Here is a 13727-nt window from a genome sequence, read left to right as displayed (position 1 = left end):
ATGCCCAGGCTCTCCGGCGTCGCCCAGTCCCTGCTCGACCTGCGCACCTACGCGCACGCCCTCCGACTCGCGCACTTCTCGAGCTACTCGCACGTGCGCCAGGCGCGCCGCCTGCAGCTCGGCGCGGGGGTGTCGATGGCGCCGAACGTGTCGTTCCGCAATGCCGAACGGATCAGCATCGGCGCGGGCAGCCACCTCGGCGAGCACTCCGTGATCTGGGCCGGCAACAGCACCGGCCGCATCGTGATCGGCGAGAAGTGCCTGTTCGCCCCCAACGTGACCCTCACCGCCTCGAACTACGGCATCGAGCAGGGCGAGATCGCGATCATGGACCAGCCCAAGACCGAGCAGGACATCGTGATCGGCGACGGCGCGTGGCTCGGCGCCAACGTGGTCGTGCTCGCCGGGGTCACGATCGGCGCCGGGGCGGTCATCGCCGCGGGCGCGGTCGTCACGAAGGACGTTCCGGCGCAGGCGATCGCGGGCGGGATCCCGGCGAGGATCATCGGGGAGCGGCCGAAGGCGGTGGCCACGGCGACCGAGGTCGCGGCTCCCGCGCCTACCGAGGCCGAGCTCGCGGAGTCCGAACCCGTCGAGGCCGAGCTCGCAGAACCCGAACGCCCGAACGCGGTGCCCGCATGACGGGCGTCCGCGGACCGGCCGCCGCCGCCGATCGCCCGCTCGTGATCGAGGCCGAGCCGGCCTTCCGCACGGCCCACGCGAACCCGTACAACGCGCGCCTCTGCACGACGATCGTCGGCGAGGGGCACACCGTGCGCGACCTCTCGTACCTGCGGCTGTTCACCGGGCGGATCGACATCGTGCACCTGCACTGGCCGGAGCTGACCTTCCTCACCGGGCGGCGGTGGCGGGTGCTCGCGCGCCTGCTGCTGTTCCGAGCCGGCCTCCGCATCGCGCGCCTGCGCAACGGCACGAAGCTCGTCTGGACCGTGCACAACGTCGCCTCGCACGAGCAGCGCTCGACGCCGGGGCTGCGGGCGATGCACCGACGGCTGCTCGTCGAGGAGGTCGATGCGCTCCTCTCGCTGAGCGCCGGCGGACTCGACGCCGCGCGCGCCGCGTATCCCGAGCTCGCCGCGAAGCCGGGCACGGTCACGCCCCACGGGCACTACCGGCTCGACTACGACCTGTCGGTCCCCCGCGCGGAGGCGCGCGCCGAACGCGGCCTCGAGGACGGCGCACCGGTCGTCGCCTCGGTCGGCATGATCCGCAGCTACAAGAACATCCCCGAGCTGGTCCGCACGGTCGTCGAGAGCGAGCACCAGGTGCGACTCGTCGTGGCCGGCAAGCCGGCCGGCGCGCCGCTCGCGGCCGAGATCGCCACCGCCGCCGGATCCGACCCCCGAGTGCTCCTCGATCTCGCGTTCCAGTCCGATGCGGCGATCGTCGGCTGGCTCAGGGCTGCGGATGTCGTGGTGCTGCCGTACCGGGCCATCCAGAACTCCGGGTCGGCGATCCTCGCGCTCTCGGCCGACCGACCGGTCGTGGTGCCGGCGCTCGGCGCGATGCGCGAACTCCAGGACCAGGTCGGATCCGAATGGGTCCGCTGCTACGAAGGGGACTTCGACGCGGCCGAGCTCGCCAGGACGCTCGAGTGGGCGGCGATCCCCCGCCCCGATCGAGCCCCGCTCGACCGCCTCGACTGGAACGCGATCGCGCGTTCGACGGTCGAGGCGTATCGCGGGGCGCGAGATCCCGCGCGGGTCGACGATCCGCAGCCCGAGACCTCCGCGTCGCTGAACCCCTGACCCGGCGCGACGGTCCGCCGTCGGCTCGCCGCCCGAAAGCCCTGCACCGTCATCCACCACTGCACCCGACAGAACCGAGGAGTCCGATGTCCGAACTCGAGTCCCAGACGCGACCGGCGCGCCGCAGCCGTCGACGTCTCGCCGTGCTCGCCGGCACGGCTGCAGCCGTGCTCGCGACCGCGGCCTTCATCGGCGCCCCCGCGTCGGCAGCCGAGCCGCCGCCCGCGGGCGCCTACACGGTCACGTTCACGGATGTCGCGGCGCGCGATGCCGCGATCGGATCGACCGGGGTGGCGCCCACCCGCCTCTACGACTCCATCTTCGCCGGGTTCTCGGCCACGCTCACGACCGAGCAGACGGCGTCGCTCGCCGGCGACGGGTCGGTGCTGGGACTCATGGCCGAGGCCCCGGTGACGGCGCTCGCCCAGGCCGTACCGCCGGCCGTCGGCGCGGTCGAGGCCGACGAGCCGCCGGTCGACGCGGGCGACGGGGTCGGCACGTGGACGGGTCCGGGGGTCGCGGTCATCGACTCCGGCGTGAGCACGCACACCGACCTCAACCTCGCGACGGCGGTCAACTGCCTGCCGACCGGCACTGCGGCCGACGGCGACGGCCACGGGACCGGCGTGTCGGGCGTGCTCGGTGCGATCGACAACGCGACGGGCATCGTCGGCACCGCTCCCGGCGTGCCGATCCACTCGGTGCGCGTGCTCGGCGACGACCTGCTCGGCACCGTGCAGTCGCTCCTCTGCGGGCTGGAATGGGTGGCCGACAACGCCGCGGCGAAGGACATCGCCGTGGTGAACATGAGCATCGCGTACACGGGCACCGACGACGGCAACTGCGGCCGGACGAACGGCGACGCCGTGCACCAGGCCGTCTGCGCCCTGACCGAGGACGGCATCTCGATCGTCGCCGGCGCCGGCAACTCCGGAAGGGACCTCGCGCTCTACTCCCCCGGCAACTTCGACGAGGTGCTGGTCGTGACCAACATGGCCGACTTCGACGGCAAGCCGGGCGGTCTCGGCACGGCGCCCTGCAGCGTCACGACCAAGGACGACGCGTACGCGGTCTCGACGAACTACGCCGTGAGCGCGGCCGACCAGGCGCACACGGTCGCCGCACCCGGCGTCTGCCCGTACACGACGAAGAAGGGCAACCGGTACGGCTACGTGGCGACCGGCACGAGCATGGCGACCGGTGCCGCGAGCGGCGTCGTCGTCGCCTGCTACGCGTTCGGCCCATGCGAGGGTCGCTCGACCGACGAGGTCATCTCCATCATCCGCGGACAGGCGCAGGCCGCCGCGGCGCGCGGGCACGTCTTCACGGGCGACCCCACGAAGCCCGTCGCCGGCAAGTACTTCGGATATCTGCTCTCGGCCGTGCCGTCGGGCTCGACGCCCACGCCGACGCCCACGCCGACGCCGACGCCCACCCCGACGCCCACGCCCACGCCGACGCCGACCCCGACCCCGACGCCGACGCCGACGCCGACCCCGACGCCCACGCCGACGCCGACGCCCACGCCGACGCCGACCCCGACGCCCACCCCGACGCCGACCCCCACCCCGGATCGGACGACACCGGAGGCCAGGATCACGTCGCCGGCCCCGGGCAGTTCGGTCTCGGGGGCGTCCGTCGCGGTGCTGGTCTCGGCCACCGACAACGTCGGCGTCACGGCCGTCGCACTCTGGGCGGGAACCACGAAGCTCGGCAACGCCACGAAGCAGGCCGACGGCACCTGGAGGGCACTGCTCGATTCGCGCAAGTATCCTAACGGTGCGTACGGCGTGACGGCCAAGGCCACGGATGCCGCGGGCAACGTCGGCACGAGCGCGCCCATCACGATCGCAGTACGCAACTGAGCCCCGCCGCAGTGCGCCGACCGGCTCGACCCCGAAGAGAGGAACCACGTATGAAGCTCTCCGTCATCGGATGCGGCTACCTCGGAGCGGTCCACGCCTCCGCCATGGCCGAACTCGGCCACGAGGTCGTCGGCATCGACGTGGATCCCTCGAAGGTCGAGGCGCTGCAGGCCGGTCGGCCGCCGTTCTACGAGCCCGGGCTGCCCGAGGTGCTCACCTCGGCGGGCGCGACGGGCCGTCTGCGGTTCTCGACCGACATCGCCGAGGTCGCGGATGCGACCGTGCACTTCATCGCGGTCGGCACGCCGCAGTCGGCCGACGGCTATGCGGCCGACCTGAAGTACGTCGATGCCGCGATCGAGGCCCTGCTGCCGTACCTGAAGGAGGGCGACCTGATCGTCGGCAAGAGCACCGTGCCCGTCGGCACTGCGCGTCGACTCGCCGATCGCATCGCCGAGTCGGGTACGGGTGCTCGGCTGGCGTGGAACCCCGAGTTCCTGCGCGAGGGCTACGCCGTGAAGGACACGATCGAGCCCGATCGGCTCGTCTACGGCGTCGGCGACGAGCGCGACGTCGAGGTGCTCGACGGCGTCTACGCGACGGCCATCGGTGCCGGCACCCCCCGCATCGTGACCGACTACGCGACGGCGGAGCTCGTGAAGGTCGCCGCGAACGCGTTCCTGGCGACGAAGATCTCGTTCATCAACGCGATGGCCGAGATCGCCGAGGTCACCGGCGCCGACATCACGAGCCTCGCCGATGCGATCGGGCACGACGCGCGCATCGGCCGGCGCTTCCTCAACGCCGGCGTCGGCTTCGGCGGCGGATGCCTGCCCAAGGACATCCGCGCGTTCACGGCGCGCGCCGAGGAGCTCGGTCGCGGCGAGTCGGTCGCCTTCCTCAAGGAGGTCGACGCGATCAACCTGCGACGCCGCGTGCGGGTGGTCGACCTCGCGGTCGACGCCCTCGGCGGAGCGCCGTACGGCAAGAAGGTCGCGGTGCTCGGGGTCACGTTCAAGCCCCACTCCGACGACGTTCGCGACTCCCCCGCGCTCGACGTGGCCGTTCAGCTGAAGGGTCTCGGAGCCGACGTGGTCGTCACCGACCCCGAGGGCATCGACAACGCCCGCCTGCGGCATCCGCAGCTCCTCTACACCTCGGCCACCGAGGAGGCCCTGCGTCACGCCGACCTCGTGGTGCTCGTGACCGAGTGGCCCGAGTACGTGGGGCTCGACCCGGCTCACGTGAAGTCGATCTCGCGGGCGTCGGTCATCATCGACGGCCGCAACGCGCTCGACACCGAGGCGTGGAAGGCCGCCGGCTGGAGCTACGTGGGCATGGGCCGCAGCTGACGCGCTTCGCACGCGCGAAGAGGGGTGCCGCTCGATGAGCGGCACCCCTCTTCCACGTCGTCGGGCTCGGCCTCAGGCCCAGATGCGGGCGAGGTAGGCGTCGGTCGGCGTCGGGGTCTGCTGGTCGAACCAGGCCGATCCGTAGGAGCTCATGCCGGTGTCGACCTTCCACCCGCCCGCCGCGGAGAGGTTCTTCGACGCGGCCTTGTCGTACGACGTGAAGCTGTTCGTGACCGAGGCCCACTGCGTGTCGTACATCGATCCGAAGACATACGAGTCGTTCGCATAGAGCTGCCCCGGCTCTCCGCTGCCGTTGATCGCCTGCCCGATGGTCGGCCCCTGCGCACCCGAGGGCAGCGGGTAGCGCACGCGGATCGCGAAGATCTGCGCGGTGAGGATCGTGTGGTCGAGCGTGAGGAACGGCGTGCCGAGATTCGGGTCCTGCGGCTTCGCTCCCCCGATCTGGAGTGCGCTGTTGAGGGCGCCGAAGAGCGTGGAGTCGCGGATCGTGAGCCCGCGATATCCGCCGTTGCCGTACATCTGGAGCGAGTCGATGTGGTCCTTCGCGCCGCTCGGACGGAACACGGGCGCGCAGTAGCATCCCTCCCACAGGGAATCCTTGATGATCGAGTTCGTGCCGGCGGCATAGCCGAACGGGTCGTTGATGTCGACCTTCGCGTCGGCCATGACGACCTCATGGGCCGAACAGCCCTCGAGCACGCCGCTCGAGGAGGTCATGCGGAACCCGTGCGAGACCTTCGACTGCGCCCACGCCGTGCGGCTGCAGTCGGTGAGCAGCATGAACCGGCCGTTGATGCGCGCGAACGTGACGCCCTTGACGCCCACGAGCCGCGCCGAGTCGGCGACCGTCACCGAGCCCCAACCGTTCTTCGGCGACACGAGGATGTTCTTGGAGGCGGTGCCCCGACCGACGCCCTTGAGCGCGGCCGGCGATCCCGAGGACGCGCCGTACCCGGGCAGCGTGCCCGGCGCGACCCTGATGTGCACGCCCGCCGCGATCTGGGCGTCGGTGACCGAGGAGATCGCCCGGCCGATCGCGGTCCAGTCGCAGGCGACGTCGATGACCTTCGCGAAGGTCGCCGTCGGCTTCGGCGTGTGCGTCGGCCAGTGCGTGCCGTTCGGACCGAACGATCGCACGGTGGATGCCGCGACGGCCCCGTGCACCGGCGCGGCCGGCACCGTGCTCGGCCGCCAGAACCTCGGCCTGAGCGGATCGAGATAGGCGGCGCTCGCCATCGCCGTCGGCGCCAGCAGCGCGGCTCCGGTGAGCAGGGTCCGTCGGGAGATGGGTTTCGTCATGCGGTTTGCTCCGATCATCGGAAGGACTCCGTGACGCAATCGGTGCCGCCATGACGCGCCCGATCTCTGCGAACCGTCGCGCGAGCCCCCGTGTGCGACACTTCGACGCTAGTCGTGGAGCGTTAACCCGTCATTACGAGTGCGCGACGACCTCGCGACACGCGCCTGCCGCCCGGTCGGCCGACACCGCCCGGCACCGGCCGACATCGGCCGGATCCACGCACGATACCGCGCCGTCATGATGTCGGACTAGTCTGGCCCGATGATCGGCCGGATCTCGCGTCAGCGGCGCATCGCGCTCGCGGTCGCCGCAACGGCCTACGCCGCGGCGCTCGCCGTCGTGCTGTTCTGGCCGGCGCACATCGACGGCGACGGCGGGTTCATCCGCTTCGACCCGCTGCTGCGCGCGCTCGCGGCGTTCGGCATCCCCGCATGGGCGAGCTACGCGTTCGTCGAGTTCGCCTTCAACGCGGTCCTGTTCGTTCCGCTCGGGATGCTGCTCGCCGCCGCGTCCCAGCGTTCGGCGGTGCGGCGCATCGCCGTGGCGGTCGTCGCGGGCCTCGTGGTGAGCTGCCTCGCCGAGCTCGTGCAGCACGTGTTCCTGCCCGGACGCACGACCGACCTCCGCGACGTGCTCGCGAACACGCTCGGCGCCGGTCTGGGCGCGGCCGTCGTCGTCGTCGCGGACTACGTCGTTCGGCGTCGGCGCGCGTCGGCGATCGCGTCGGCCGCGCGCACGAGCGCGAGGTGGGAGAGCGCCTGAGGCGTGTTGCCCGCCTGCCGGCCGCTGCTCGGGTCGACCTGCTCGGCGAGCAGCCCGAGGTCGTTCGCGTAGCCGAGCAGGCGTCGCATGAGCCGGTCCGCGTCGTCGAGGCGACCGCTCCGCGCGTACTGCTCGACGAGCCAGAACGAGCACGCCACGAACGGGTTCTCGTCGCCCTCGACGCCGTCGACGTCGGTCTCGGTGCGGTAGCGGCGCAGCAGCCCGTCGCGCATGAGCGTGCGCTCGAGGTGCGCGACCGTGCCGAGCATGCGCGGGTCGTCGGCGGCGACGTAGCCTACCTGCGGCAGCTGCAGCAGCGCGGCATCCGGTTCGGCGATGCCCTCGGCCTGCACGTAGCTGCCGAGGCCCGCGTCGAAGCCGGCCAGTTCGATGCGTTCGGCGAGCGTCTCGCGGATGTCGCGCCAGAGCTCGACCGGCCCGTCGCGTCCGTCGAGCTCGACCGCGCTGACCGCCCGGTCGAACGCCGCCCACAGCATGACCCGCGAGTGCGTGAAGTACTGCTCGGCACCGCGGATCTCCCAGATGCCCGAGTCGGGGCGATCGAGGTGACGCTCGGCCTCGCCGAGCAGGGCGCGCTGCAACGGCCATGAGAACGGGTCGTCGTTCGAGCCGTCGTGCCGCACGGCATCGAGCGCGATGAGCACCTCGCCGAACACGTCGGCCTGGAACTGTTCGGAGGCGGCGTTGCCGATGCGCACCGGGGCGGCCCCGCCGTAGCCGGGCAGGTCGCCGGCCTCCCATTCGGGCAGGCGTCGCTCGCCGGCCACGCCGTACATGATCTGCACGTCGGCGGGGTCGCCCGCCACGGCCCGCACGAGCCAGCCCCGCCAGTGCTCGGCCTCGGCGACGAGCCCGTGCCGCAGCAGCGCCTGCAGCGTGAGCGAGGCGTCGCGCAGCCACACGTAGCGGTAGTCCCAGTTGCGCGAGCCGCCGAAGTCCTCGGGCAGGCTCGTCGTCGCGGCCGCGACGATGCCGCCGGTGTCCTCGTGCGTCAGCAGCCGCAGCACGAGCAGCGACCGTCGCACCGCGTCGTCGTAGGCGCCGAGCATGGCCGCGCCGGCGATCCAGTCGGTCCACCAGGTGCGGGTCGCCTCGATCGCCTCGTCGACGTCGAGCGGCTCGGGCAGGTCGAGGTGCGACGGGAACCACGTCAGGCGCAGGTCGACGCTCTCGCCCGCGTCGACCGTGAAGGTGCCGCGGTGGCTGCGTCCGCGCGCGATGAGGTGGGGACCGCGCAGCACGAGCGCGTCAGGCCCGGCGACGGCGACGAGCGCGGGCGCTTCGTGGGTTCCGAGTTGACGCATCCACGGCAGGGTGGCGGCGTAGCCGAAGCGCACCCGCAGGTCCTGCCGCATCGTCACGGCACCCCGGATGCCGCGCACCCGGCGGATCACGTCGCTGCGGGCGTCGTGCGCGCCCGATCCGATCGGCATCAGCTCGATCACCTCGACCTCCCCGTCGATGCAGGTCCAGGTGGTGACGAGCGTGAAGGTGTCGCCGTCGTAGCGGCGGGTGGAGAGCGCGTCGGGGTCGTCGGGTCGCAGCAGCCAACGGCCCTGGTCGGGGCCGCCGAGCAGCGCCCCGAACACCGAGGCCGAGTCGAAGCGGGGCGGGCAGTACCAGTCGATCGATCCCTCGCGGTCGAGCAGCGCCGTCGTGCGGCAGTCGCCGATGATCGCGTACTCCTCGATGGGTGCCGGCATCTCAGCTCCGTCCGTTCGCCGTCGTGTCCGACGGTGCCCGCGCGACGCGCGATCGACCGCTCGCCCATCGAAGCAGCCATTCGAGCGGCCCGCGCCCGATGAAATGGCGCCACAGCCAGGCGAACAGCATCGAGCCGACGACCAGTCCGATGAGCAGCGGCCACGAGTCATCCGTCACCACCCCGGTCTCGGGCTCGACTCGGATGGCGAGCGCGATCACCACGAGGTGCAACGTGTAGATGCTGAGCGGCATCGAGCCCATCGCGGCGACCGGTGAGGTGATGGTGATCGAAGCCCGGCGCACCGCGGGCGCGGCGAGGCCCGTGAGCACGAGCAGCACGGCGACCACCGCGACCGCGACGCCCGTGTTGCCGAGCGTCTCGAGCGACGCGCGCAGCGGCACCGACCACGCGGCATCCGCCACGATCTGGGGCTGGGGCGGCAGCGTCGAGAGCGGCAGCATGATGCAGGCGACGGCGACGCCGACGAGACCCGCGACGAAGACCGTGCTGCGCGACGCCAGGTCGAGACGGGCGAGCGCGAGGCCGATCAACATGACGGGCACCCAGACGATCACCGGGTAGGCGCCGCTGACCGCCCAGTCGACGGGGATGCGGAACGCACCCTGCCTGGCCTCGGCGACGAACGGCGTGCGCGCGGCGATCTCGGCGAGCGCGGGCGTGATCGCCAGCAGCCCGATGCCGACCATCAGGGCCGCGCGCGGCGGCAGGAACAGCAGCGGCAGCATGAGCAGGAATGCGACGCCGTAGACGTCGAGGATGATGAACACGAGCGGATGCAGCGTGGCGGCGATGAGCAGCCCCAGCGCGATGAGGATCACGGCCCTGATCGCGATCTGCCGACGCAGGATGCCGCGGGCCGCCGGATCCGTCGTGGGGATCGGCCGCACGCCTCCCGAGATGAACCCGAGCCCGATGCCCGCGGTGAGCGCGAAGAGGAGGCGCGGCCGTTCGTCGGCGATGCCGATGAGCGCGGCCGAGGTCGGGTCCTCGACCATGGGCGCGACGTGCGCGACGAACATGCCGATGAGGGCGAGGCCCCTGGCCGCGTCGACGCCGATGACGCGGGCCGCCGACGGCATGGCGGCCGGCGCGGCCTCGTGCGTGGTCATGTGCTCATGCTCGGGGCATCCGCGCGGATTGCCGTGACGACACGACGGAAGCCCGGATCAGAGATCCGGGCTTCCGTTCTGCGACGATCTCGAGAGGTGTCGCGGCGCTCGACCGGCTCAGTCCTGCTGGCGGGCGCGACGCACGGTCGTCATCACGACGACCAGGGCCGCACCGAGGAGCAGCGCGCCTCCGGCGATCCAGATCCACAGCACCGGGGTGTCGTAGCCCGTGTTGGCGATACCCCCCGTGCTCGCGGTGTCCGCCGGCACGACGGTCAGCGTGCCCGTGGCGACCCAGTCCCCCGCGGTGTCGGTGATCGTGTACGTGCCCGGCGTGTTCGACGACACCTGGAACGAGACGGATCCTGACGCATCCGTCGCCCTCGAGGCCGTCGCGGCCTTCAGCACGGCGAGCGTGACGGCGTCCGGCGCCGTCGCGGTCGATGGCGTGTTCGGCGGCAGGCCGCTGAACGTCATCGTGCCGACCTCGCCGACGGTCAGCGTGACATTCGTGCCCTGACCGGTGTACCCGGCGCCGCCGGCTGCTTGAGCTGCGGCCGGTGCCGCGATGAGTGCGACGGCGACGACCGCAACCGTCGCAAGGATCTTTCGGATCATGATTGCGTTACCCCTCGTATGCTTCATGAGCACAGGAGGAAACCCCCAATTTCGGAACCCCCCGTGGTGGCACCCTTCCGAAAGGTGACACGAACCTCACCTTATGGCAGATTCACAGGAAAGCGCGACCCCCAATGTTTCGGGCGTGTAAACGAGTGGAGTCGTTTCGAGGAGAGTACGCTTCTCGCCCGCTTCGCCGCCGAGGAACCCGAACCGGTACTCGGCGCTCTCGCCGGGAGCCAAGCGGGACACCACCTTGCTCAGCGTGTAACCCGAGTCCGACGTCGGGTGGTAGCCGACCGGCTCGTCGTCGAGCAGCACGCCCAGGTTGTAGGTGCCCTGCGCGCTGTAGACGTGCACCGACGTCGTGATCGACCCGGGCGGGGTGCCGTACTCGCCGCCGCCGGTGACGTACGACGAGAGGCTCGTCGCGGCATCCGCCGGCGCGGTGTTCGTGAGCTTCACGACGATGTCGTAGTTCGGCAGCCCATCATTACGGCACGTGACGACGCCCGCGCCGACCTGCACGTCGAGGTAGGGGTCCATCTTCGACCCGGTCATGTCGTTGAGGTAGACGCCGAACGCCTGCTCGGCGTCGGTGCTCTCGGGCAGGCCGCCCGCGATCGTCGTGCCGGCCAGCACGGCCTGCTCCTCGACATCCGCGTTCCACACCAGGATGCGGCGCTCGGCACCGGCCTGCGCGACCGCCTCGACGAGTGCCTGCGGGTCGGCGCTGCCCGATGCGAGGCTCGCGAAGACGGTCGAGGCGACCTCGGCGAAGATCGCGTCCTGCTGCGAGACCGGATACCGCGCGTAGACGTCGCTGAGCAGGTACTGCACGGCGTTCTCGCTCGTGAGCTGGTCGCCGGTGCTGATCGTGATGGGCCCCGTCGCGCGCAGCAGGTAGCTCAGCATGACCGGGTCGACGGCGACGACCGACTGCACCTCGGTGCCGAACTGGCGCTTCCACATCTCGCGCGCGATCGTCGCCGCGAGCGGGAACTGCGGGGTGAACGTGACGTCCTGCACGTATCGCGCGGTGTTCTCGCCCCAGAGCGCGCGCGTCTCGACCGGCATGTCGACCACCCGCTTGGGATAGACCGGGAAGTCGCCGGTCGCCGCCTGCTGTGTCATCGCGACCGCGCCGCCGTCGGCGTGCACGAGCGCCATCGATCCCGGCACCCCGCCGAGCGAGCGCAGTTCGGCGTTGTTCTGGAACAGCAGCAGCGTGTCGCGCGGCCCGTCGGCGCCGAGCATGGGGGGCAGCAGTCGCACCGCGTTGTCGAACCCCACGACCACGCCCCCGGTTTCGTCGACCATGGCCGTCAGCTCGTTGCGTGCATCGGCGAGCGGGCCGATCACGGACGCATCGGCCACGTCGCCGAGTGCGACCGAGGCCGTGTCGAAGGCGACGCGCGCCTCGTGCACGGGCTCCTGCAGGTCGATCATGGCCTGCAGGTCGAGCGATCCCTCGCTCGGCGCGAACGCCCCGGCGTCGATCGTGCCGGCCGAAGACGCAAGCGGCACCACGGCATCGCGCGCGATGCGGTCGACCGACGCCGACACGACGCGCACCACCTCGAGGTTCGGGCCGATCACCGGCAGCACCTCGGCGCCGCGCCAGATCGGGTCGCCCGTCAACGAGGCAGCGGATGCCGCATGCCCGGCCAGTTCGTCAGCCGCGCGCTGCGCCGCCTCGGCGTCGCCCACGACGATCTGCTTCTGCGCGGTCTTCGCCAGCGGCACCGCGGCCTGCAACTCGTTCACGGCGAGGAACCCGCGGATGCCGATCCAGGCGACCGCGAACACCAGCAGCGCGAGGACACCGACGATCGACCAGGTGATGATGCGCTTCCGGCGCTGCTGCTTACGGCGCTTGCTCGAACTGTGGTGATGAGAGCGCCCGGAGCTCGAGCTGCGCGAGCGTCCGGAGCTCGAGCCGGAGCTCGAACTCGAGCCGTGCGAGCGGCCCGAGCCGGAGCTGGAACCGTGCGAACGGCCCGAACTCGAATGGTGCGAGTCGCCGGAACGGCTCGACTCATGGCGTCGGCCGGATTCCCCATCCCCATGGTTCCGACCCGACGACTCCGAACCCCCGGAAGACGGCGTCACGATCAAGAGCGTAGCCCGGTGCAGCGCGCGGATGAAGCAGGCACGTGCCAAGTCGCGCGTCGCCGAATTCGGGTCTCGCTGCCCAGGGCAAGCCCGATTGACTCGCCTATGCCTCGTTCACTCGATTGGCACTGGAGTGAACTCCGACGTTCGCTCCCCTCCCGCGCGAAAGAGTTCGTGCGGAAATGCTCGCAGAATTGGCTCTGGGCGAAATACCAGCTCGTCTATGCCGCCTAGGCGAATGGCGTGCTCAACGTCCCGCGCAAATTCTGGAAGCTCCCGACCCGTCCCTAGGTAATAGTCGTCGTACTTGAAGTCGTTCTCGTAGGCAGACATCAACGGCCGGCAAGGTACACCGAACAGATCCGCCAAGACCATCGCATGCAATGAGGAACCGACTACGAACTCGCTTGAAGAAATAAGTCGTGCGATCTCTAGCGGGTCAGCCAACGGCGAGATCGCCTGCGGATGGCTACGGTAGCGCGGCATGTCATTGAGGTTGGGGACAACGAGCAGCTGACGCTGCTTTTCGGCCCCAGCGAGTCGAAATCGTTTGTCCACGTGCGAAATAAGCAGCGCGGGGTCGCCGTAGATAGGGGGAACGTCGTGGCCGTGATCCATCAGGTATCGGCGAGTCCGTGGACCGCGGACAGCATGAATTGTTAGTTCGCCACCCTTAACTCGTAGGGGTCTTGCCACCTTGCCGTTTATTCCGGACCCCCAGATGTGGTCGCCGCGTTTTGCAAAGTGCAGAACGGAACCCACCGTGACCAATCGCTCGTGCTTACCGGAAGCAGCGTCTTCAGTGAGGCCCAGCCTGTCGAGCACACCTCGAACAACGATGGGGCCGAGCTCGTCTCCGAAATTATGTCGACGACGTCCGCGAACTCGACGAAGCAATGGAACGTTCACTAGTGGCAACCTGGGCCGCCAGGCATATAACTCAACGGTCAATGTCGCACCTCGATCATCCGAGCCGTCCCCAATACCCCCGCCTCCGATACTGCGGCGCGAAAACAAGTCGCCCTGAGCACTGGATTTGCCCAATCCTTCCCCCAGCCGTGGCCGTTAC

General features: G+C 70.5%; 11 protein-coding genes. 5 read left to right on the top strand and 6 right to left on the bottom strand.

All coding sequences use genetic code 11. The features are described from left to right. The 4 genes from ATC03_RS05670 to ATC03_RS05655 all read left to right on the top strand — a co-directional run bounded on the left by ATC03_RS05670 (window position 1) and on the right by ATC03_RS05655 (window position 4986). Window positions 1-642: an acyltransferase gene (locus tag ATC03_RS05670; RefSeq protein WP_084003695.1), complete on the top strand. Its 642-nt coding sequence runs from the start codon at window positions 1-3 to the stop codon at window positions 640-642. Continuing rightward, window positions 639-1769: a glycosyltransferase family 4 protein gene (locus ATC03_RS05665; protein WP_067874203.1), complete on the top strand. Its 1131-nt coding sequence runs from the start codon at window positions 639-641 to the stop codon at window positions 1767-1769. The genes ATC03_RS05670 and ATC03_RS05665 overlap by 4 nt, the downstream gene beginning before the upstream one ends. Window positions 1770-1855: 86 nt before the next feature. After that, the gene (locus ATC03_RS20795) at window positions 1856-3634 is read left to right on the top strand and encodes an Ig-like domain-containing protein (RefSeq protein WP_067874200.1); all 1779 of its coding nucleotides are present in this window, start codon (window positions 1856-1858) and stop codon (window positions 3632-3634) included. 50 nt (window positions 3635-3684) lie between these two features. Continuing rightward, window positions 3685-4986, top strand: a complete 1302-nt coding sequence (locus tag ATC03_RS05655; RefSeq protein ID WP_067874197.1) for a UDP-glucose dehydrogenase family protein — start codon at window positions 3685-3687, stop codon at window positions 4984-4986. 72 nt (window positions 4987-5058) lie between these two features. Here the strand turns inward: ATC03_RS05655 and ATC03_RS05650 are convergent, their stop codons facing one another. Further along, a complete protein-coding gene (locus ATC03_RS05650; protein WP_067874194.1) occupies window positions 5059-6306 on the bottom strand; it encodes a hypothetical protein in 1248 nt (415 codons plus the stop codon). A gap of 262 nt (window positions 6307-6568) precedes the next feature. Between ATC03_RS05650 and ATC03_RS05645 the strand changes: the two genes are divergently transcribed. Continuing rightward, the gene (locus ATC03_RS05645; protein WP_067874191.1) at window positions 6569-7069 is read left to right on the top strand and encodes a VanZ family protein; all 501 of its coding nucleotides are present in this window, start codon (window positions 6569-6571) and stop codon (window positions 7067-7069) included. On the opposite strand, the gene ATC03_RS05640 is transcribed toward ATC03_RS05645, so the two are convergent. The 5 genes from ATC03_RS05640 to ATC03_RS19735 form a co-directional block, all read right to left on the bottom strand. Then, the gene (locus ATC03_RS05640) at window positions 6994-8793 is read right to left on the bottom strand and encodes a glycoside hydrolase family 15 protein (protein ID WP_067874188.1); all 1800 of its coding nucleotides are present in this window, start codon (window positions 8791-8793) and stop codon (window positions 6994-6996) included. The two genes, ATC03_RS05645 and ATC03_RS05640, sit on opposite strands and share 76 nt — an antisense overlap. Before the next feature lies 1 nt (window position 8794). Beyond that, window positions 8795-9925 (bottom strand): DUF418 domain-containing protein, encoded by a 1131-nt coding sequence (locus ATC03_RS05635; RefSeq protein WP_067874182.1) that lies wholly within the window; start codon window positions 9923-9925, stop codon window positions 8795-8797. 117 nt (window positions 9926-10042) lie between these two features. Then, window positions 10043-10543, bottom strand: coding sequence for a hypothetical protein (locus ATC03_RS05630; RefSeq protein ID WP_067874179.1), 501 nt, complete (start codon window positions 10541-10543; stop codon window positions 10043-10045). A gap of 96 nt (window positions 10544-10639) precedes the next feature. Further along, a complete protein-coding gene (locus ATC03_RS05625; RefSeq protein WP_084003317.1) occupies window positions 10640-12352 on the bottom strand; it encodes a DUF4012 domain-containing protein in 1713 nt (570 codons plus the stop codon). A 420-nt stretch (window positions 12353-12772) separates the two neighbouring features. Next, on the bottom strand, window positions 12773-13420 hold the full coding sequence (locus ATC03_RS19735; protein WP_227820278.1) for a polysaccharide pyruvyl transferase family protein: 648 nt from the start codon (window positions 13418-13420) through the stop codon (window positions 12773-12775). Between the last annotated feature and the right edge of the window lie 307 nt (window positions 13421-13727).

This window comes from Agromyces aureus (assembly GCF_001660485.1).
GTDB classification, from domain to species: domain Bacteria; phylum Actinomycetota; class Actinomycetes; order Actinomycetales; family Microbacteriaceae; genus Agromyces; species Agromyces aureus.
Note: the sequence above shows the minus strand (reverse complement) of the source record. Positions and strands in the feature narration are given on the sequence as shown.

Excerpts from the sequence above, each read along its gene's own strand:
- ATC03_RS05650 (WP_067874194.1), bottom strand. The coding sequence starts at position 6,306 with ATGACGAAACCCATCTCCCGACGGACCCTGCTCACCGGAGCCGCGCTG.
- ATC03_RS05635 (WP_067874182.1), bottom strand. The coding sequence starts at position 9,925 with ATGACCACGCACGAGGCCGCGCCGGCCGCCATGCCGTCGGCGGCCCGC.
- ATC03_RS20795 (WP_067874200.1), top strand. The coding sequence starts at position 1,856 with ATGTCCGAACTCGAGTCCCAGACGCGACCGGCGCGCCGCAGCCGTCGA.
- ATC03_RS05630 (WP_067874179.1), bottom strand. The coding sequence starts at position 10,543 with ATGATCCGAAAGATCCTTGCGACGGTTGCGGTCGTCGCCGTCGCACTC.
- ATC03_RS05640 (WP_067874188.1), bottom strand. The coding sequence starts at position 8,793 with ATGCCGGCACCCATCGAGGAGTACGCGATCATCGGCGACTGCCGCACG.
- ATC03_RS05670 (WP_084003695.1), top strand. The coding sequence starts at position 1 with ATGCCCAGGCTCTCCGGCGTCGCCCAGTCCCTGCTCGACCTGCGCACC.
- ATC03_RS05665 (WP_067874203.1), top strand. The coding sequence starts at position 639 with ATGACGGGCGTCCGCGGACCGGCCGCCGCCGCCGATCGCCCGCTCGTG.
- ATC03_RS05645 (WP_067874191.1), top strand. The coding sequence starts at position 6,569 with ATGATCGGCCGGATCTCGCGTCAGCGGCGCATCGCGCTCGCGGTCGCC.
- ATC03_RS05655 (WP_067874197.1), top strand. The coding sequence starts at position 3,685 with ATGAAGCTCTCCGTCATCGGATGCGGCTACCTCGGAGCGGTCCACGCC.